General features: G+C 58.5%; 22 protein-coding genes. 2 read left to right on the forward strand and 20 right to left on the reverse strand.

The window, feature by feature from the left end:
- The first annotated feature begins 167 nt into the window (after positions 1-167).
- Positions 168-1,040, forward strand: a complete 873-nt coding sequence (locus F6R97_RS08335; RefSeq protein ID WP_038982100.1) for an esterase/lipase family protein — start codon at positions 168-170, stop codon at positions 1,038-1,040.
- A gap of 64 nt (positions 1,041-1,104) precedes the next feature.
- On the opposite strand, the gene F6R97_RS08340 is transcribed toward F6R97_RS08335, so the two are convergent.
- The 17 genes from F6R97_RS08340 to F6R97_RS08420 form a co-directional block, all read right to left on the reverse strand.
- Positions 1,105-1,665 carry a DUF1285 domain-containing protein gene (locus F6R97_RS08340; RefSeq protein WP_038982099.1) on the reverse strand — a complete coding sequence of 187 codons (561 nt, stop codon included), beginning with the start codon at positions 1,663-1,665 and terminating at the stop codon, positions 1,105-1,107.
- A gap of 16 nt (positions 1,666-1,681) precedes the next feature.
- Complete coding sequence (locus tag F6R97_RS08345; RefSeq protein ID WP_038982098.1) at positions 1,682-2,287, reverse strand: DUF4823 domain-containing protein; 606 nt, start codon at positions 2,285-2,287, stop codon at positions 1,682-1,684.
- A gap of 239 nt (positions 2,288-2,526) precedes the next feature.
- Complete coding sequence (locus F6R97_RS08350; RefSeq protein ID WP_038982097.1) at positions 2,527-3,495, reverse strand: GTP 3',8-cyclase MoaA; 969 nt, start codon at positions 3,493-3,495, stop codon at positions 2,527-2,529.
- A gap of 139 nt (positions 3,496-3,634) precedes the next feature.
- Positions 3,635-4,273, reverse strand: a complete 639-nt coding sequence (locus tag F6R97_RS08355) for a TetR/AcrR family transcriptional regulator (protein ID WP_007942012.1) — start codon at positions 4,271-4,273, stop codon at positions 3,635-3,637.
- A 394-nt stretch (positions 4,274-4,667) separates the two neighbouring features.
- Complete coding sequence (locus tag F6R97_RS08360) at positions 4,668-5,459, reverse strand: TatD family hydrolase (RefSeq protein ID WP_038982096.1); 792 nt, start codon at positions 5,457-5,459, stop codon at positions 4,668-4,670.
- Between the two features lie 14 nt (positions 5,460-5,473).
- Positions 5,474-5,830, reverse strand: coding sequence for a PilZ domain-containing protein (locus F6R97_RS08365; protein WP_008014345.1), 357 nt, complete (start codon positions 5,828-5,830; stop codon positions 5,474-5,476).
- 43 nt (positions 5,831-5,873) lie between these two features.
- Positions 5,874-6,860, reverse strand: coding sequence for a DNA polymerase III subunit delta' (locus F6R97_RS08370; RefSeq protein WP_038982095.1), 987 nt, complete (start codon positions 6,858-6,860; stop codon positions 5,874-5,876).
- Positions 6,853-7,485: a dTMP kinase gene (gene tmk, locus F6R97_RS08375; protein WP_008067785.1), complete on the reverse strand. Its 633-nt coding sequence runs from the start codon at positions 7,483-7,485 to the stop codon at positions 6,853-6,855. The genes F6R97_RS08370 and tmk overlap by 8 nt, the downstream gene beginning before the upstream one ends.
- A gap of 19 nt (positions 7,486-7,504) precedes the next feature.
- Positions 7,505-8,719: an endolytic transglycosylase MltG gene (gene mltG / locus F6R97_RS08380; RefSeq protein WP_050681893.1), complete on the reverse strand. Its 1,215-nt coding sequence runs from the start codon at positions 8,717-8,719 to the stop codon at positions 7,505-7,507.
- Positions 8,720-8,722: 3 nt separating this feature from the next.
- Positions 8,723-9,538, reverse strand: coding sequence for an aminodeoxychorismate lyase (pabC, locus tag F6R97_RS08385; RefSeq protein ID WP_315866389.1), 816 nt, complete (start codon positions 9,536-9,538; stop codon positions 8,723-8,725).
- The gene (gene fabF, locus F6R97_RS08390; RefSeq protein WP_008067780.1) at positions 9,538-10,782 is read right to left on the reverse strand and encodes a beta-ketoacyl-ACP synthase II; all 1,245 of its coding nucleotides are present in this window, start codon (positions 10,780-10,782) and stop codon (positions 9,538-9,540) included. Before fabF ends, pabC begins: the two co-directional genes overlap by 1 nt.
- Positions 10,783-10,890: 108 nt before the next feature.
- Positions 10,891-11,127: an acyl carrier protein gene (acpP, locus tag F6R97_RS08395; RefSeq protein WP_003442511.1), complete on the reverse strand. Its 237-nt coding sequence runs from the start codon at positions 11,125-11,127 to the stop codon at positions 10,891-10,893.
- 191 nt (positions 11,128-11,318) lie between these two features.
- The gene (fabG, locus tag F6R97_RS08400; protein ID WP_007942004.1) at positions 11,319-12,062 is read right to left on the reverse strand and encodes a 3-oxoacyl-ACP reductase FabG; all 744 of its coding nucleotides are present in this window, start codon (positions 12,060-12,062) and stop codon (positions 11,319-11,321) included.
- A gap of 16 nt (positions 12,063-12,078) precedes the next feature.
- Positions 12,079-13,017, reverse strand: coding sequence for an ACP S-malonyltransferase (gene fabD, locus F6R97_RS08405; RefSeq protein WP_038982092.1), 939 nt, complete (start codon positions 13,015-13,017; stop codon positions 12,079-12,081).
- Positions 13,018-13,141: 124 nt separating this feature from the next.
- Entirely contained in the window at positions 13,142-14,152 is a 1,011-nt protein-coding gene (gene plsX / locus F6R97_RS08410) for a phosphate acyltransferase PlsX (protein ID WP_082157848.1), read from the reverse strand.
- A gap of 3 nt (positions 14,153-14,155) precedes the next feature.
- Positions 14,156-14,338 carry a 50S ribosomal protein L32 gene (gene rpmF, locus F6R97_RS08415; RefSeq protein ID WP_003179396.1) on the reverse strand — a complete coding sequence of 61 codons (183 nt, stop codon included), beginning with the start codon at positions 14,336-14,338 and terminating at the stop codon, positions 14,156-14,158.
- Between the two features lie 13 nt (positions 14,339-14,351).
- On the reverse strand, positions 14,352-14,879 hold the full coding sequence (locus F6R97_RS08420) for a YceD family protein (protein ID WP_004371317.1): 528 nt from the start codon (positions 14,877-14,879) through the stop codon (positions 14,352-14,354).
- Positions 14,880-14,984: 105 nt separating this feature from the next.
- On the opposite strand from F6R97_RS08420, the gene F6R97_RS08425 reads away from it, so the two are divergent.
- Positions 14,985-15,563: a nucleoside triphosphate pyrophosphatase gene (locus F6R97_RS08425; RefSeq protein ID WP_315866390.1), complete on the forward strand. Its 579-nt coding sequence runs from the start codon at positions 14,985-14,987 to the stop codon at positions 15,561-15,563.
- Between the two features lie 148 nt (positions 15,564-15,711).
- Here F6R97_RS08425 and sppA read toward each other — a convergent pair whose 3' ends face one another.
- Genes sppA through rluC form a run of 3 tightly spaced genes read right to left on the reverse strand, consistent with a single transcriptional unit; the run spans position 15,712 to position 18,339 of the window.
- The gene (gene sppA, locus F6R97_RS08430) at positions 15,712-16,701 is read right to left on the reverse strand and encodes a signal peptide peptidase SppA (RefSeq protein ID WP_038982089.1); all 990 of its coding nucleotides are present in this window, start codon (positions 16,699-16,701) and stop codon (positions 15,712-15,714) included.
- Positions 16,702-16,727: 26 nt separating this feature from the next.
- Positions 16,728-17,390, reverse strand: a complete 663-nt coding sequence (locus F6R97_RS08435) for an HAD-IA family hydrolase (protein ID WP_315866391.1) — start codon at positions 17,388-17,390, stop codon at positions 16,728-16,730.
- A complete protein-coding gene (gene rluC, locus F6R97_RS08440) occupies positions 17,377-18,339 on the reverse strand; it encodes a 23S rRNA pseudouridine(955/2504/2580) synthase RluC (RefSeq protein ID WP_008014368.1) in 963 nt (320 codons plus the stop codon). Before rluC ends, F6R97_RS08435 begins: the two co-directional genes overlap by 14 nt.
- Positions 18,340-18,396 lie beyond the last annotated feature (57 nt).

An 18,396-nucleotide genomic window follows, 5' to 3' on the forward strand; every position in this document is an offset into this window, starting at 1 on the left:
GGTGTCAATTGGATTTTCAGCTGCCCCGCCAATACGGACAGGGTTGTTCGTCCGAAACCTGCCCGAAGCGCTTTGATCCCATCCACTTTGTAAACTACGGTTAGCCGCAACAGATCGGGCTGTCAGCGATTTGTACCCCTTCAAATCAGCTAACGATAGGTACAAACATGGACATGGATGCGTCTACGAAATACCCCATTGTGTTGGTTCACGGTCTTTTCGGCTTCGATAAAATCGCCGGTTATCCCTACTTCTTTGAAATCGAGGAAGCCTTGGAACGCGCCGGCGCCCAGGTGTTTGCCGTCAATATTCCAACCGTCAACGGTAATGAGGAACGCGGTGAAAAACTGCTCGAACACGTCAACAACATTTTGCTGGAAACCGGAGCCGCCAAGGTCAATCTGATCGGGCATAGCCAAGGCCCCTTGGCCGCACGCTACGTAGCAGCGCTGCACCCGGAAAAGGTTGCGTCGGTCACCTCGGTCAGTTGCCCCAATCACGGTTCCGAGATTGCCGACCAATTGCATAAGGCACTGACGCCGGGAGAGTTGCCCGAAGCGTTCGTACTGGCCCTGTTGGGCGCGGTCGGCACCTTCATTTCGTTGATCAGCGGCCATCCGGAAAACCCGATTGACCCTGAGGCGGCATTCGAATCGCTGACCAGCGCAGGATTGGCTGCCTTCAATCGCAAGTACCCACAAGGGCTGCCAAAGGTTTGGGGCGGGGAAGGCAACGAAGTTGAAAACGGCGTGTATTACTACTCCTGGAGCGGGATCGTGCAGAGGTTCCAAAGCCTGCAACCACTCGACCCGAGTCATTTGAACTGTAAAGTGCTGTCAAAGTTATTTTATAAAGAAAAGGACGCCAATGATGGGCTGGTCGGCCGCTACAGCTCGCATCTGGGGAAAGTGATTCGCTCGGATTACCCGATGGACCATTTTGACGCGGTCAATCAGATGGCCGGGATCAACAGTTGGAACGTGAGTCCGGTCGGGCTCTACCTGGAACATGCAGAGCGACTCAAGAGCAAAGGTTTGTAAGCCCCAAAGAAACGGCCCGTTGAAATAACGGGCCGTTTTTTTTACAGCACAAAAGCACAGCGCGTTACGGCTCAAGCCCGATAGGGAAGAATTCGCCACCGCTCCACACGCCAAGCCAACGCTGCCCGTCGATCTCACGGCTCACCGCCAGCTCTACCAACTGGTAGAACACATTGCGATGAATCAGCGCTTCAAGGTTGGTGCGCACATGCACGTACGGCGCGGGTTCCTGAGTTACCGGATCGATCACCACACGCATAGGGTGCTCGGTGCCGGCATCGGCGGTTTCATCGACGTTGGTGGTAAATCGCAAGACCTGGGCTTCACCCTCGCCTTCGACCTCCACGGCAATCGCCACGAACGGCGCGTCGTCGACCTTGATGCCAACCTTTTCGACCGGGGTAATCAGAAAATAATCATCGCCGTCGCGGCGAATGATGGTGGAGAACAGCTTGACCATCGGCTTGCGCCCGATCGGCGTACCGAGGTAATACCAGGTGCCGTCGCGGGCGATGCGCATGTCGATATCGCCGCAGAAGTCGGGGTTCCACAAGTGGACCGGCGGCAAGCCTTTGGTTTTGGGGATTTGCCCCAACAGGTCGTTGGCTTTTTGCGGGCCACTCATGGCGTTCTCCTTTGAATTACTGGTCGCTGAGCCCCAGCAGGCTACGAGCGTATTGCTCCAGCGGCGGGCCCAGCAAGTCTTCGGGCTTGTTGTCGTGGAACGTCAGTAAACCGCCACGACTCTTGATACGTGCAGTATCAATCAAATACTGGGTGCTGGTCTCGATCAACATGATTTGAATCACGCCGTTGTCGATACCGAGACGATCCACGTGTTCCTGGTCGAGCCATTCGTCCGAGTTGCCGATGCGGTCGTCGGCCTTGGCGAAACGCGTGTAAAGCAGGTAATGGGCACCGGCGGCACGGGCTTCGCCCATGGCAGTGTCGAGGCCTTCCGGCGCACGGGCGCGGCGGACCATTGGGAAATATTCGATAAAGCCGTTGAAGGCCTCCTCGGCCACTACGTTAGGTCGCGGGTAGGCACTGCCCGGCGGCGCGAACGCACCTTGGGCGATGTAGATAAACGAGTCCGGCTGAATGCGGAAGTTATTCACGCGACGGCTGTCGCTGTGGTCCAGCAGCCCCGCGTCGCTCATGTGGTAGCGAGTCCCTTCGGCCATATCGCTGACATTCATGCAGCCACCAAGCGCCAAAACGGCCAGCAGCAAAACCAGGCTACGCATCCTACCCTCCAGAGGCCGGTGACGGAAAACCGGCGAATGGCCATGGGATGCAGCTTCCGCGCCAGTCCCTGGAACTCATATCATTTCAAGCGTGAACTGTGGCGAGGGGGCTTGCCCCCGTTCGGCTGCGCAGCAGTCGTAAAACCGATACATGCGGTGCTTCTGACACAATGGAGAGAATGGCTTTGGGGGGCGCTTCGCGCCCCAACGGGGGCAAGCCCCCTCGCCACAGGGTCCGATCAGCCGCCGATGATTTTCATGATGGTCGCGCCACCGGAGAACGCCACTTCCTGCTTGTCCCCCAAGGCTTTGACCAGCAGTCGCTGCAAGGCCGGCAGCGCCTGGTGACGAGGCTTGTCCAACAGATCGCCGACATAGTGACGATTGCTCGACGACAGGCAGCCATGCAGCCAGCCAGTGGACGACAAGCGCAGACGCGAACAGGTGCGGCAAAACGGAACGCTTTCGTTGGCGATTACGCCGAAGTGGCCCAGCCCCGGAATCTGGTAACGCACCGCCGTGGCATCGACGGGTGCATCGGCCTGAAGGTACTCGTAGCGCTCGCCGATCAGGCTCAGCAACTGCTGGAGGCTGACGAACTGCTGCAGGAAAGCGTTGGAGTCGCTGGCCAGGTGGCCCATGCGCATCAATTCGATGAAGCGCAACTCATAGCCGCGCTCCAGGCAGTAGTCGAGCAGTGGCATCACCTGATCGAGGTTCTGCCCACGCAACGGCACCATATTGACCTTGATCTTCATGCCAGCCGCGGCGGCCTGGGCCATGCCGTCAAGGACGGTCGCCAGATCACCGCCGCGCGCAATGCTGCGAAAAGCGCTGGCATCCAGGGTATCGAGGGAAACGTTGATGCGCCGAATACCGGCATCCACCAGCAGCGGCAGCTTCTTCGCCAGCAACTGACCATTGGTGGTCAGGCTGATGTCCGCCAGGCCCATCTGCCCGACGGCAGTCATGAAGGCTTCGAGTTTGGGACTGACCAGTGGCTCGCCACCGGTAATGCGCAAACGCTCGATGCCCGCGGCCTCAATCAGGTACGCCACGCCGCGTGCCATGGCCTCCGCCGACAACTCATCCTGCGCAGCCACCAGCCGCTTGCCATTGGGCACGCAGTAGGTACAAGCGTAGTTACAGGCTGAGGTCAGACTGATCCGCAAATTGCGAAAACGCCTGCCTTGACGGTCAACGATCATGGATCACTCCGGCGAAAGAAGATTCGAACGCGCAAAACTTGACTCACAAATCAAGTTTTAGCAAGCCCTATGCCTGAGTATATTCCTGCGGTACTGCGCCATGTAGCTAAATCATGGCGCAATAAGGCAACTGAATGGTTCAGCTGCTCGGCGTGTCGGTGTCGCGCTTGCGCTTGTTGCCCATGCGCACGCCGATGTCCATCAGGAACTGGAAGAAACCTTCCTGATCTTCCAGCACGTTGCTCCAGAACGGCGAGTGATACAGCGCCACGGCGCCGTGCACCAGCGCCCAGGCTGCGCAGTAATGGAAATAAGGCGGCACGTCTTCGAGCTTGCCTTCGCTGATCCGGCCCTTGATCAGCAGGGTCAGGCGTTCGAAGTTCGAGGCGCGGATCTTGTGCAGTTCCTCGACCATTTCCGGCACCTGGTTGCCCTTGACCACCTTTTCTTCCAGGCGATCGAACAACCGATAGCGTTGCGGATCGCGCATGCGGAATTCGAAGTAGGCCCGGGACAGGGCTTCCTTGTCCTTATCGACATCGGCCGAATGCAACAGCTCGTTCAAATCGCGCTCGTAATCGAGCATCAGGCGCAGATAGATCTCCGCCTTGGATTTGAAGTGCTTGTAGATCGTGCCTTTGCCGATACCGACGGCATCAGCAATCATCTCGACGGTGACACTGTCTTCACCTTGTTCGAGGAACAGCTTGAGCGCGGTATCGAGAATTTCTTGCTCGCGGCGACGAAACTCACGGACCTTACGAGGTTCTTTATGCATAAGAAAAGGTCTGTAGGGGTCAAAATTCGAAGCCGCGTATTATGCCTAACTTACGCCAAAATGCACGGATCATCCGACCATATATGTGTTTCTTGATGAATTCGCGCCACCTCGCGGGTTGATGAGAACTCAACTGAAGCGCGCGTATTCCAAATTTGTTTAAAAACCCGACCAGCTAAACTGGACTCGGCGCAATACTGATCAATACTTCAACTGTCGGCGAGGCATCTCCCCCAAGTGTCGCGCCGATGAAGGTACCAAAGGATTGCGTGCCTTTGTTTTACTCCTAATGGTCTTAACCCGGATTCACCCCCCAGAACCCGGGTTTTTTTTGCCCGCGATTCAGCGACCAAAGCCCCGTAGGTGCTGCCGAAGGCTGCGATCTTTTCTAACGTTACACCGATGCCCTGACGTGCGCCAACGGGAATAAACGCTTGAAATTCTCGGTGGTCTGCTCGGCAAATCGCTCGTAGGACTCACCTCGCAACATTGCCAGAAATTCGGCTACCTCACGCACGTACTGCGGCAGGTTCGGTTTGCCGCGATAAGGGATCGGCGCCAGGTACGGCGAGTCGGTTTCCACCAGCAACCGGTCAGGCGGCACCTTGCTGGCCACATCCCGCAGGGCATCGGCATTGCGAAAAGTGACAATACCGGACAAGGAAATGTAATACCCCATGTCCAGCGCAACCTTGGCCATCTCCCAGTCTTCGGTGAAGCAATGCAGCACGCCCGCCTGAGGCAGTGCCGCTTCGCGTAGCAGCTCAAGGGTATCGGCCCGCGCGCCACGGGTATGGATGATCACCGGTTTGCCGGTCTGTTGCGCCGCTTGCAGGTGCAGGCGGAACGACTCCTGCTGCAACGCCGCCGCTTCCGGCTCGTAGTGATAATCCAGACCGGTTTCACCGATCGCCACCACCCGCGGATGATTGAGTTCGCGCAACAGCCAATCCAGCGCCGGCGCGGCACCCGGCTGCACATCGAGTGGATGCACGCCGACCGAACAGTCGACATCGTCGTAACGTTCGGCCAGGGCTTTGACGTCGGCGGCGTTATCGGCGCTGACGCCAATGCACAGAAAGTGCCCTACCCCGCGCTCACGGGCCGCATCGAGCGCGGCATCCAGGGAGCCGTCGTGGGCGGTGAGGTCGAGGCGATCAAGGTGACAATGGGAATCTACGAGCATAAAAGGGCTGCAACTTACATCGTATGAGTGGGACGGTCGGACTTCAGCGCTCCGGCCAGATGGGTTTCGATTCGACTGCGCGCGGTGTTGTCGCCTTCGTTGAATTGCACGCCAACCCCGGCGGCGCGATTGCCCTGGGCACCTTTGGGGGTGATCCAAGTGACCTTGCCGGCGACCGGGATCTTTTCCGGTTCATCCATCAGGTGCAGCAACATGAAGACCTCATCGCCCAACTTGTAGCTCTTGTTGGTCGGGATAAACAGGCCACCGTTCTTGATGAATGGCATGTAGGCCGCGTAGAGCACGGCCCTGTCCTTGATGGTCAAGGACAAAATACCATTGCGCGGCCCCGGACTGATGGGTTCGTTCATGCTGACCTCCACTGTCTGATGATCAGAGTCTAGTGTCAGACGGTCACTTCTGGGTAGGCAAGGATACCCATTGCACCAACAGCGCCTCCAGCAACAACGCCGGATTGAGGTTGGCCTTGCTCATCACTTTCTGCCGCTGGGCGAGAATCCAGTCCTGGATATTCAGGACTTTGTCCTGTGCGGATTTCTGCGCCAGGTACTGAATCACCTTGCGCATGTCCGCCAACCCCAGCCCGGCTTCATCTTGAGTCAATTGATAACGCAGGATCAGGCTCGACCAATCGCAGAACCAGTCGAACAGCAGCAACATGGGAATGGTTTTCCACTCCTCGGCCAGTTGCGTCGGCGATTGCTGCTGCTTGAGCAGTTTCTTCACGCCTTCAACCACCAGTGCCCGCTGCTCTCGCACGCCCTGTGCCTGCAATTTGACCGCGGCCAATGGCGAACCGGCGGCGAGGGTCAGCAGCTCAATGCGCTCTTCTTCCGAACAGTCCGGCAAAGCGCTGGCCAGCCAAGCCAGACTCATGGCTTCGCTTGGCAACGGACAGGCTTGCTGCACGCAACGGCTCTTGATGGTCGGCAGCAGACGGCTGGTCTGGTGGCTGACCAACAGCAAAACGGTATCGCCGGACGGCTCTTCAAGGCTTTTCAGCAAGGCATTGGCGGCGTTGATGTTCATCGACTCGACTGGCTCGATCAGCACCACTTTGCGACCGCCCATCTGCGCGGTCTGAACCACGAAGCTGACCAGATCACGCACCTGATCGACCTTGATCGCCTTGTCTGCCTCTTCCGGCTCCAGGATGTAGTTGTCGGGGTGACTCCCAGCCTTCAGCAGCAGACAGGATTTGCACTCACCGCAGGCGTCTTGGGCGGTCGGGCGCTGACACAACAAATGGGCCATCAGACGCTCGGCCAGCGCACGCTTGCCGATCCCGGCCGGGCCATGCAGCAAATAGGCATGAGCGTGCTGGGCACGGCCGGCCATTTGCTGCCAGAGATTGTCCTGCCACGGATAGGCTTCAGCCACGGGTCAGCTCCAGCAGACGTGGCAACAAGGCATCCAGAGACTGCTGAACCTGCGCCAGCGGCTGAGCGGCATCCACCAGGACATAACGCGCAGGATCCGCTTTGGCACGCTCCAGAAACGCGGTGCGCACCGCATCGAAAAACGCTCGGCCCTCGAGTTCGAAACGGTCCAGCCGACCGCGGGCGCTGGCGCGAGCCAGGCCCACTTCTACCGGCAGATCGAAGATCAGCGTCAAGTCCGGGCGCAGATCGCCCTGGACGAACGTTTCGAGGGTCGCGATGCGCTCCAGCGACAAACCACGACCACCGCCCTGGTAGGCATAGGTCGAATCGGTAAAGCGATCGCACAGGACTACCGCGCCACGGGCCAGCGCCGGGCGGATCACCTCGGCCAGATGCTGGGCTCGCGCGGCGAACACCAACAGCAGCTCGGTGTCGGGATTCATCACCTCATCGACCGGTGCCAACAGCACGTCACGGATCCGTTCGGCCAAGGGTGTGCCGCCAGGCTCCCGGGTCAACACCACCTCAATCCCGGCAGCACGCAGACGTTCGGCCAGGTATTCGCGATTGGTGCTCTTGCCGGCGCCTTCCGGGCCTTCCAGGGTAATAAACAAGCCAGTCACAGGCAGTCCTTAGTCAGAGTCATTGCGGGCTTTGCGGCGCGGGCGCATCCGCTTCGGGTGCTGGCGCAGATTCTTGTGCGGGATCTTGTACGGGATCTTGCACAGAGTCTTGCGGCGCTACGGGAGGCAAGTCTTCGGGCGCCGCATTGGGCGAAGCCGCCGGGATTGGCGCCTGGGAATCCTCCGTCGACGGCGTAACAGTCGGCGCGGGGCTGGACCGGTAATCGGCACGTCGATTGATCTGGAATTCGCGCACCGCATTGTTGTGGGCGTCCAGATCATCGGAAAACACGTGGCTGCCATCACCGCGCGCGACAAAATACAGGCTGTTGCCATCCGCCGGATTCAGCGCCGCATGGATCGCTTCGCGCCCCACCATCGCAATCGGCGTCGGCGGCAGACCCGCAATCATGTAAGTGTTATACGGCGTCGGCTCCTTGAGATGAGCGCGGGTCAACTTGCCGTTGTAACGATCACCCAGACCATAAATCACGGTCGGATCAGTCTGCAACAGCATGCCCATTTCCATGCGCCGCACGAACACGCCGGCGATCTGCCGACGCTCCTGCGGCACACCGGTTTCCTTTTCCACCAGCGAGGCCATGATCAGCGCCTGATAGGGCTCGGTGTAAGGGACGTCGGCAGCGCGCTGGTTCCATTCCTTGAGGAGGACCTCATCGAGGCGGTCGTAAGCTTTCTTGAGCAGATCGGCGTCGGTCATGCCACGCACGAAACGATACGTGTCGGGGAAGAATCGCCCTTCCGGAAAAACCCCGCTGTGCCCGAGCTTGTCCATCACTTGGCTGTCGCTCAGACCGTTGAGGGTCTGCTCGAGTTTTTCATCCTTGGCCAGCGCTGCGCGAACCTGATGAAAATTCCAGCCTTCAACCAGCGTCAGGCTGTACTGCACCATTTCTCCGCGCTTCCACAGGTCGATCAGCCCGTTGACTGTCATACCGGGCACCATGCGGTATTCGCCGCTGTGCAGCGGTTGTCCTGCCAGATTGAAGCGCCAATACACACGCAGCCAGAAAGCGTCTTTGATGACGCCATCGGCTTCGAGTCGAAGGAAGGTGCGGTTTGGCGTAGTGCCTTTGGGCACTTCCAGCAGCTCTTCCTGGGCGATGTTCAGCGGCTGTTCCAGCGCCGAATCGATTTTCCAGGCGCAAGCGCCCGCCAACAGCCCCGCCAGAACCAATCCGGTTTCCAGCAGCAGCAAGAATTTACGTCTCACGAATCAAGCATCCAGTAGCGCACGAGCAATGGTTTGGAGTTTACGGGTGAGCGGCCCAACCGGCCAGCTCAGTGCGGCATAGGCGCGCACCGGCCAAACGCCATACACGCTGTTGCAGACAAAGACCTCGTCAGCCCATTGCAGCTGCTCGAGGGTGATATCGGTGATTTGCGTGGGAATCCCCAATGACTTGGCTTGAAACAATAATTCGGCACGCATCACGCCCGCCACGCCACAGCGTTTGAGGTTGGCGGTCACCAGCACGCCATCGCGCACCAGGAACAAATTGCTGAACACGCCTTCGATCACCCGCCCGACCTGATCCAGCATCAAGCCTTCGGCATGTTCGGTGTCCTGCCATTCGGAACGGGCGATGACCTGCTCCAGACGATTCAAATGCTTGAGACCGGCGAGCAATGGCTGTTTGGAAAGTCGCGTCGCACAAGGAAAAAGACGAACGCCCTGCTCCGCATGAACAACCGGATAAGCCGCAGGAGGATTGCCTTGCAGGATGCGTCGAGCCTGAGCCGAGGGATCGGCGGCGTAACCGCGCAGGCTGTCGCCGCGGGTGAGGATGAGTTTGAGCACGCCCTCGCCCAGTGCGGCGGCATAGGCCAGCAGCTCCGCGCGAATCAGCTCATGATCGGCGGCAATCGCCAGGCGCGAACAACCCTCCGCCAGACGCGACAAATGTCGATCCAGCAGCAGCGGCTGCCCGCCCTTGACTGCGATGGTCTCGAACAGACCATCACCGTAAGCCAGGCCGCGATCCTTCAGCGACAAAGCGTCAGCCGGTTGACCGTCGACCCAGCTGTCCATCAGTCAGCGAACCGGCGGAACACCAGCGAGCCATTGGTACCGCCAAATCCGAAGGAGTTGGACAGCACCACGTCGATATCCATGCCACGCGCGGTGTGGGGTACGAAGTCGAGGTCGCAGCCTTCGTCCGGCTCATCGAGGTTGATGGTCGGCGGCGCTACCTGGCTGTTGATTGCCAGTACGCTGAAAATCGCCTCGACCGCGCCCGCCGCACCCAACAGGTGACCGGTCATGGACTTGGTCGAACTGACCGCCAGCTTGTAGGCGTGATCGCCGAACACGGATTTGATCGCACAGGCTTCGGCGAGGTCGCCAGCCGAGGTCGAAGTGCCGTGAGCGTTGATGTACTGAACCTGATCGCTATTGATCTTCGCATCGCGCAAGGCATTGGTGATGCAACGCGCAGCACCCGCGCCATCGGCCGGTGGCGAGGTCATGTGGTAAGCATCGCCACTGGTGCCGAAGCCGATCAGCTCGGCGTAGATGGTCGCGCCACGGGCCTTGGCGTGCTCCAGCTCTTCGAGAACCAGTGCGCCGGCGCCGTCGGACAGCACGAAGCCATCACGGCCCTTGTCCCATGGACGGCTGGCCCGGGTCGGCTCGTCGTTGCGGGTCGACAGTGCGCGGGAGGCACCGAAGCCGCCCATGCCCAGACCACACGCGGCCATCTCGGCACCACCGGCGATCATTACGTCGGCTTCGTCGTACATGATGTTGCGTGCCGCCATGCCGATGCAGTGCGTACCGGTGGTACACGCCGTGGCGATGGCGTAGTTAGGTCCCTGTGCGCCCAGGTGGATGGACAGGAAACCGGAAATCATATTGATGATCGAGCCTGGCACGAAAAACGGAGAGATCCGTCGTGGGCCGGAATCATGCAGCGTGCGGCTGGTTTCTTCGATATTGGTTAGACCGCCAATACCCGAGCCCATGGCCACGCCGATCCGCTCGCGATTGGCGTCGGTAACCTCAAGACCTGCGTTACGCACGGCTTGAAAACCTGCAGCCAGACCGTATTGAATGAACAGGTCGAGTTTGCGAGCTTCCTTGACCGACAGGTACTCCTCGACATTGAAGCCCTTTACCGAGCCGCCAAAACGGGTGGAATAGGCAGAAAGGTCGGTGTGTTCGATCAGACCAATGCCACTGCGGCCAGCCAGAATGCCCTGCCAGCTGCTCGGCACATCCGTGCCCAGTGGCGACAACATACCCATACCGGTGACTACGACGCGTCTACGCGACACAGCACTCTCCTTTTTCAAATGACGACTTTGCATCAGGCCTAAAGAAAAAACCGCACGCCATGATGGCAGTGCGGTTTTTCCATGACAGCAAGCAACGATTACAAGCTATTAAGCCTGATGGTTAGTAACGTAATCGATTGCGGCTTGTACAGTAGTGATCTTCTCAGCTTCTTCGTCAGGGATTTCGGTCTCGAATTCCTCTTCCAGAGCCATCACCAGCTCAACAGTGTCAAGGGAGTCGGCACCCAGATCTTCAACGAAGGAAGCAGTGTTGACCACTTCTTCTTCTTTAACGCCCAGTTGCTCAGCAACGATTTTCTTGACGCGCTCTTCGATGGTGCTCATACCTTGTTTTCACTCCTAATGGACAAATTCAGGCAGCTGGCCGGTGGGTAAGTGTATAGAAAGACTTTTCAGTTTTTCAACTGAAAGCTTCACTCCTCAAACCCGGCGACCCTCTGTCTATAAATAGATTGCAGCTTTATAACGGATTTTAGACAGCTCGTATGACATTTTTTTGAAGCAATCCGTCACATTTAACTCATGTACATCCCGCCGTTCACCGGGATTGTAGCCCCAGTAACGTAAGCCGCACCGTCGGATGCAAGAAAAGCGACCACAGACGCGATCTCTTGAGCTTGCCCCAGACGACCCAGCGGAATCTGCGTCTGCAAGGCTTCACGCTGCGCCTCGGGCAATTCACGGGTCATATCGGTGTCGATGAACCCAGGGGCCACCGAGTTTACCGTAATCGAACGCGAACCGACTTCACGCGCCAGTGCACGACTGAAACCTTCCAGACCGGCCTTGGCGGCAGCATAGTTTACTTGGCCTGCGTTGCCCATGGCACCCACAACCGAACCAATACTGATAATTCGTCCCCAACGGGCCTTGGTCATGCCGCGCAAAACGCCCTTGGACAGACGGAACAGGCTGTTCAGATTGGTATCGACGACGTCATGCCATTCGTCATCTTTCATGCGCATCATCAGATTATCGCGGGTGATACCGGCATTATTGACCAGGATCGCCGGCGCACCGAATTGCTCCTGAATGCTCGCCAGCACGGCCGCTACGGACTCGTCGCTGGTGACATTGAGTTCCAGGCCAGTACCCTGAATACCATTTTCTTTCAGGGTAGCAGCGATACGCTCGGCCCCCGAAGCGGAAGTCGCGGTGCCGACAACAATGGCACCCTGACGACCCAATTCCAGAGCGATAGCCTGGCCGATACCACGACTGGCACCAGTGACCAGTGCAACTTTACCTTGCAGACTCATGCAAGCTTCTCCTTGTTCAGGCCAGCGCTGCACGGGCGGCAGCGAAAGCGTCTGGGGTATTGAGGTTAGAGGTCGACACGCCTTCGGCGCAACGTTTGTTCAAACCGGCAAGTACTTTGCCAGGGCCGCATTCGACCAGTTCGGTCGCGCCCTTGGCAGCCAGCGCCTGGATCGACTCCACCCAGCGCACAGGCTTGTAGAGCTGCTCAAGCAGATCGCGCTTGAGGGTCTCCAGATCGGCCGGCACGTTGGCGCTGACGTTCTGTACCACAGGGATCTGCGGTGCCTGCCAGTTGATCGCTGCGATCGATTCGGCGAACCGCTCGGCGGCCGGACGCATCAATTCGCAGTGAGACGGCACGCTGACCGGCAATGGCATGGCGCGCTTGGCGCCACGTGCCTTGCAGCCTTCGATGGCGCGCTCGACCGCAGCCTTGGCGCCAGCGATCACTACCTGGCCCGGGGAGTTGAAGTTGACCGCGCTAACCACTTCGCCTTGCGCCGCTTCGGCACAGGCTGCCAATACGTCAGCGTCTTCCAGACCAAGGATCGCGGCCATGCCGCCCTGCCCGGCCGGAACAGCCTCTTGCATCAACTGACCGCGACGCTCTACCAGCTTCACTGCATCGCCCAGGCTCAGACTGCCTGCGGCCACCAGAGCGCTGTATTCGCCCAGGCTGTGACCGGCAACGTAAGCCGGACGCGCACCGCCTTCAGCCAGCCACAGGCGCCACAAGGCGATCGAGGCGGTCAGAATGGCCGGCTGGGTTTTATCGGTTTGATTGAGTTGTTCTTCCGGCCCTTGCTGGGTCAGTGCCCACAGGTCGTAACCCAGAGCATCGGAAGCTTCTTTGAATGTTTCGAGGACCACTGGATGTTGCGCGCCCAACTCGGCCAGCATGCCGAGGGACTGCGAACCCTGTCCTGGAAAGACGAATGCGAGGGAAGCAGACATGTAACAAGCCCCTAATGATCTTGTCGTCGGAGAATGACGTCCCGTTTGTGGAACGCAAGAAACTCACAGTTGGATGGCCCATTGAACTGAGCGGTCACATTTAAGCATTGTCCGACGAAAACGCCTAAGGCAACAAATCTTCCAGGCGCCCATGAAGCCGTTCAGGCAAGTTTTCCTGGATCTCGATCAGCGCGCGTTGAATCGCACTCTGAAACCCCTGCACCCCCGCCGAACCGTGGCTTTTCACGACAATTCCCTGCAAACCGAGGAAACTTGCACCGTTATGTCGTGCCGGCGCCAGTTCGGCCTGCAAGCGCTTCATCAGCGGCAGCGCCAATGCGCCCACCACTTTCGACGCGAAATTTTTCTTGAATAACGCCTCGATGCGCCCGGCAATCATGGTCGCCAGACCTTCACTGGACTTGAGCAGGATATTGCCGACAAAGCCGTCACACACCACCACATCCGCCTCGCCACGGTACAAACCGTCACCTTCGACAAACCCGATGTAGTTGATGCCGCGAGCACTCTGCAACAAGGTGGCCGCCAGCTTGACCTGCTGATTGCCCTTGATGTCTTCGGTGCCGATGTTCAGCAATGCCACCCTCGGGCGAACGATGCCCAGGGTTTCTGCCGCGACCGAGCCCATCACTGCAAACTGCAACAAGTGCTCGGCACTGCAGTCGACGTTGGCACCCAGGTCGAGCAACTGGCAGCAGCCCTTCTGCGTCGGAATGGCCGCGATCATTGCCGGCCGATCGATGCCCGGCAAGGTCTTGAGCACAAACCGTGACAACGCCATCAGCGCACCGGTGTTACCCGCGCTGACGCAGGCCTGGACCTTGCCGTCTCGCAGCAGCTCCAGCGCCACGCGCATCGACGAATCGGGTTTGCCACGCAAGGCCTGGGCAGGTTTTTCGTCCATGGTGATAATTTCGGACGCCGGCACAATCGACAGGCGCGCGCGATCCACAGCCGATTGGCTGGCGAGCAGTTCTTCAAGAAGGGAGGGTTGACCGACGAGGGTCAGGTGCAGCGAGGGTGTAGCAGACAGACAAGCAAGGCTGGCCTGAACAATGCTGCGGGGACCGAAGTCCCCGCCCATTGCGTCAATCGCGATGACTTGAGCGGACAAGGATTACTCGTCAGCGCCCTTGTCGATCACTTTACGGCCACGGTATACGCCTTCTGGCGATACGTGGTGACGCAGGTGAACTTCACCGGTGGTTTTTTCTACAGACAGAGTGCTAGCCTCGAGAGCGTCGTGCGAACGACGCATGTCACGGGCAGAGCGGGATTTTTTGTTCTGCTGAACAGCCATAATTGATTAACTCCTAAACGTTTGGGTCACGCTTTAACTGCGCCAATACACTGAACGGGTTGGACCGCGTTACCTCGTCCTCGCTCGGTTCGGGCTCATCGAGACCCGCCGGCTGCTGGCATTCTTCCGGATGATGAGCAGGCACAATGGGCAAGGCGAGCAGAAGCTCCTCCTCGATCAGTGACTGCAGATCCAAAGGATCTTCGCCCAGTTCCAGCACGTCATAACCTTTCGGCAACGACTGGGTATTCGCACCCTCCTTCACCACAGCATAACTGCATTCGCTATGGATCGGCAGGGTGACCAGCTCAAGACAACGCTGGCAAACCATTTTGACTTCGGTGTCGATAAAGCTGTGAATTACCACAGATTTACGTTCATCTCGTTCAAAAACGAATTTAGCCTGCACCGTACCGACAGTATCGGAAAGCGGGTCGCAGAGCCTCTCCAAATCGGCCAGCAGCAGTTCACCTTGAAGGGTGGTGCCACGGTCAGCCAATTTGCGCGGGTCAACGTGAGGTGGAATCGGGTCATTCAACATAGGCGCAGCATTATAGGGATGCCCCCAGCCATGTCAAAGGAAATTCAGCCCTGTCCGTCACTTGAGCCTGCGCTAGAATTCGACCCCTGCCCTTTGGAGATGCGCATGCTGCCTTTATTACTCGCTTCAAGCTCGTCCTATCGCCGGGAATTGCTGGCCCGCCTGGAGCTGCCGTTCACCTGCAGCTCGCCGGATATCGACGAAAGCCATCGTCCGGACGAGTCAGCCGTCGAACTGGTAAAGCGTCTCGCCGAAGAAAAAGCCCGCGCACTTGCAGGCAGTCATCCAACCCATCTGATCATCGGCTCGGATCAGGTCGCGGTACTCGGCGAGCGGATTATCGGCAAACCTCACACCTTCGAAAAGGCCCGCGAACAATTGCTGGCATCCAGCGGCGCCAGCGTGACCTTCCTGACGGGGCTGGCACTGCTCAATAGTCAGACCGGCCACTGCCAGGTCGACTGCGTGCCCTTTACCGTACATATGCGCGCACTCGACGCAGCGCGCATCGAACGCTACCTGCGCGCCGAACAGCCCTACGACTGCGCTGGCAGCTTCAAGGCCGAAGGTTTGGGGGTGAGCCTGTTTCAAAGCACCGAAGGTCCTGACGCCACCAGCCTGATCGGCCTGCCGCTGATTCGCCTGGTCGATATGTTGCTGGCCGAAGGCATGCAGATACCTTAAAGGGTCAAAAGATCGCAGTCTCGTTTCACTCGACAGCTCCTACAAGGGATGCGCATTTCAATGCAGGAGCTGTCGAGTGAAACGAGGCTGCGATCTTTTGACTGTAAAAAAACCGGCAAAAAGCCGGTTTTTTTATACAGCAAGAAGATCAGCGCAACGACGGACCCTGAAAGCCCATCCACATCGCCAAATGCTCCGCCACGCTGGCGCCGAGCTTTTTCGAGAAGCGATCGAATGGCGATTCCTCAACAGTGAAATCCACTAACTCTTTCTCGCCGATCACATCACGGGCAACCGAACTGGCATTGCCCAGACCATCGATCAAGCCCAGCGACAGCGCCTGCTCACCCGACCAGACCAGCCCGGAGAACAACTCCGGATGATCTTTGTCCTTCAGACGATCACCCCGGCCCTTCTTGACGCTGCTGATGAACTGCTGATGAGTGGTATCAAGCACGCTCTGCCAGAACTGGGTTTCCGCAGGCTTCTGCGGCTGGAACGGATCGAGGAAAGATTTGTGCTCGCCAGAGGTGTAGGTACGACGCTCCACGCCCAACTTCTCCATGGTCCCGACAAAACCGTACCCGGCTGCCGTCACACCAATGGAACCCACCAGGCTCGCCTTGTCAGCGTAGATCTGATCCGCGGCGCTAGCGATGTAATAGGCACCGGAAGCGCCCAAATCCGAGATCACCGCATAAACCTTGGTATCCGGATGCAGGCCGCGCAAACGACGAATCTCGTCGTAGACATAACCCGACTGCACCGGACTGCCGCCAGGGCTGTTGATTCGCAGAATCACACCCTTGACCTTCTTGTCCTCGAAGGCCGCACGCAGGCTACCGACGATATTGTCGGCACTGGCCGGCTCTTTGTCGGCAATCATGCCCGTTACATCGATCAGCGCCGTGTAACCAGAGCCGAGGCTCGCACCTTTCTCCATGTCGACCAGCGGCGATAACAGAATCAACGCGCCGAACAGGTACAAAAAAGTCAGCGACTTGAAGAATATCCCCCAGCGACGGGACCGGCGCTGTTCCTGCACACCAGCCAGCAGGGTTTTTTCCAGCAGCTTCCAGCTTTTCTCGTCACCGCTTTCCGCACTCGCCTTGGCGGGCGCTTTCCATTCGTCGGTCATGCCATGTACCCCAGCAAAAAAACCAATTAAACCCGCTGATTCAGCCAGGCGTGCAACTCTGAAAAACAATCAATGGCCAGTCTCGGCCCAAATAGCTTCAAGGCGTCGATCGATTGAGCGCCATAGCTGACCGCCACTGAATCCATGCCCGCATTGCGCGCCATCTGCAGGTCGAACGACGAATCGCCGACCATCAGCGCCTGCTCCGGGCGAACCTCGCAATGGGCGAGAATCTGCTCGAGCATCAGCGGATGGGGTTTGCTGGCGGTTTCGTCAGCAGCACGGGTGATATCGAAATAATCTTCCCAACCGTGAGACTTCAGCACCCGATCCAGCCCACGACGAGCCTTGCCGGTCGCTACTGCCAGATGATACCCCTCGACACGAAACGCTTCGAGGGACTCGACAACACCCTCAAACAGCGGCGAAGGCACGGCCTCCGCCGCAATGTAGTGATCCGCATAGTGCTGACGGAATGCTATCAGCTCGGCATCGCCAATCTCGGGATACAGGGTGCGAATCGCTTCCGGCAAGCCCAGACCGATAATGCCTTTGACGGCAAAATCATCACGCAACTGAAAACCGGACCGCTCGGATGCGACATGCATCGCCTCGACAATCCGACCAATGGAGTCAGCGAGCGTGCCGTCCCAATCGAAAATCAGTAGCTTGTAATCAGTAGGGTGCACTCAAGCGCTCCACGGTTTTGGCCCACATCTCGTCGACCGGCGCCTGCAACTTCAGCTCACCCCCATCAGGCAGCGGCACGGTCAGCATGTAGGCGTGCAGGAACAGGCGCTTGCCGCCCAGATCACGAATCTCTTTGCTGAAGCCCTCATCGCCGTACTTGGTATCACCAGCGATGCAATGTCCGGCATGCAGAGTATGGACGCGAATCTGGTGAGTCCGGCCGGTGATGGGCTTGGCTTCGATCAGGGTAGCGAAGTCGCCAAAACGACGCAGGACCTTGAACACGGTCACAGACTCCTTGCCCTCCTCCTCGTCCACCTCGACCATGCGCTCGCCGGAGCGCAGATTGCTCTTGCCCAGCGACGCACGGACCTGCTTGATCGAGGCGGCCCAGTTGCCGCGCACCAGCGCCATATAGCGCTTATCGACACCATCGCCGCGCAAAGCCGTGTGCAAGTGGCGCAACATGCTGCGCTTCTTGGCGATCATCAACAGGCCGGAGGTATCACGATCGAGGCGATGAACCAGCTCGAGCTCTTTGCAATCGGGACGCAACTGACGAAAGGCTTCAATCACGCCGTAGGTCAAGCCACTGCCGCCATGAACCGCAATGCCGCAAGGCTTGTTGACCACGATCAGCGCCTTGTCTTCGTAGACAATAGAGGCCTCGAGCCGCTGCAACAGACCCTGGGCCAATGGCACGGGTTCGTCGCGCTCAGGCACGCGAACCGGCGGCACGCGCACGATATCGCCCGCCTGCAGCTTGTATTCGGGCTTGATCCGACCTTTGTTCACCCGCACTTCGCCCTTGCGCAAAATGCGATAAATCAAGGTCTTGGGCACGCCTTTGAGCCGAGCGAGAAGGAAGTTATCAATACGTTGGCCGGCATATTCCGGCGAGACCTCCAGCAGTTGTACGGCTGGGGTCGAAGGGGCAGTAGTCGTCATGCCGCGGATGATAACAATTTTTTATGGAATTGAAGCACTTAATCATTGCTGCTATAG

It is taken from the genome of Pseudomonas sp. JV414, from assembly GCF_032424305.1.
Taxonomy (GTDB): Bacteria; Pseudomonadota; Gammaproteobacteria; order Pseudomonadales; family Pseudomonadaceae; genus Aquipseudomonas; species Aquipseudomonas lini.

Bases quoted from the DNA above. Each gene is read 5' to 3' on its own strand.
- sppA (WP_038982089.1), bottom strand. From the start codon at position 16,701: ATGACCGACGAATGGAAAGCGCCCGCCAAGGCGAGTGCGGAAAGCGGT.
- pabC (WP_315866389.1), bottom strand. From the start codon at position 9,538: ATGGACAGCTGGGTCGACGGTCAACCGGCTGACGCTTTGTCGCTGAAG.
- acpP (WP_003442511.1), bottom strand. From the start codon at position 11,127: ATGAGCACCATCGAAGAGCGCGTCAAGAAAATCGTTGCTGAGCAACTG.
- F6R97_RS08360 (WP_038982096.1), bottom strand. From the start codon at position 5,459: ATGCTCGTAGATTCCCATTGTCACCTTGATCGCCTCGACCTCACCGCC.
- F6R97_RS08355 (WP_007942012.1), bottom strand. From the start codon at position 4,273: ATGCATAAAGAACCTCGTAAGGTCCGTGAGTTTCGTCGCCGCGAGCAA.
- F6R97_RS08420 (WP_004371317.1), bottom strand. From the start codon at position 14,879: ATGTTGAATGACCCGATTCCACCTCACGTTGACCCGCGCAAATTGGCT.
- fabD (WP_038982092.1), bottom strand. From the start codon at position 13,017: ATGTCTGCTTCCCTCGCATTCGTCTTTCCAGGACAGGGTTCGCAGTCC.
- fabG (WP_007942004.1), bottom strand. From the start codon at position 12,062: ATGAGTCTGCAAGGTAAAGTTGCACTGGTCACTGGTGCCAGTCGTGGT.
- F6R97_RS08425 (WP_315866390.1), top strand. From the start codon at position 14,985: ATGCTGCCTTTATTACTCGCTTCAAGCTCGTCCTATCGCCGGGAATTG.
- F6R97_RS08365 (WP_008014345.1), bottom strand. From the start codon at position 5,830: ATGAACGAACCCATCAGTCCGGGGCCGCGCAATGGTATTTTGTCCTTG.
- F6R97_RS08350 (WP_038982097.1), bottom strand. From the start codon at position 3,495: ATGATCGTTGACCGTCAAGGCAGGCGTTTTCGCAATTTGCGGATCAGT.
- F6R97_RS08345 (WP_038982098.1), bottom strand. From the start codon at position 2,287: ATGCGTAGCCTGGTTTTGCTGCTGGCCGTTTTGGCGCTTGGTGGCTGC.
- rluC (WP_008014368.1), bottom strand. From the start codon at position 18,339: ATGACGACTACTGCCCCTTCGACCCCAGCCGTACAACTGCTGGAGGTC.
- F6R97_RS08340 (WP_038982099.1), bottom strand. From the start codon at position 1,665: ATGAGTGGCCCGCAAAAAGCCAACGACCTGTTGGGGCAAATCCCCAAA.
- rpmF (WP_003179396.1), bottom strand. From the start codon at position 14,338: ATGGCTGTTCAGCAGAACAAAAAATCCCGCTCTGCCCGTGACATGCGT.
- F6R97_RS08335 (WP_038982100.1), top strand. From the start codon at position 168: ATGGACATGGATGCGTCTACGAAATACCCCATTGTGTTGGTTCACGGT.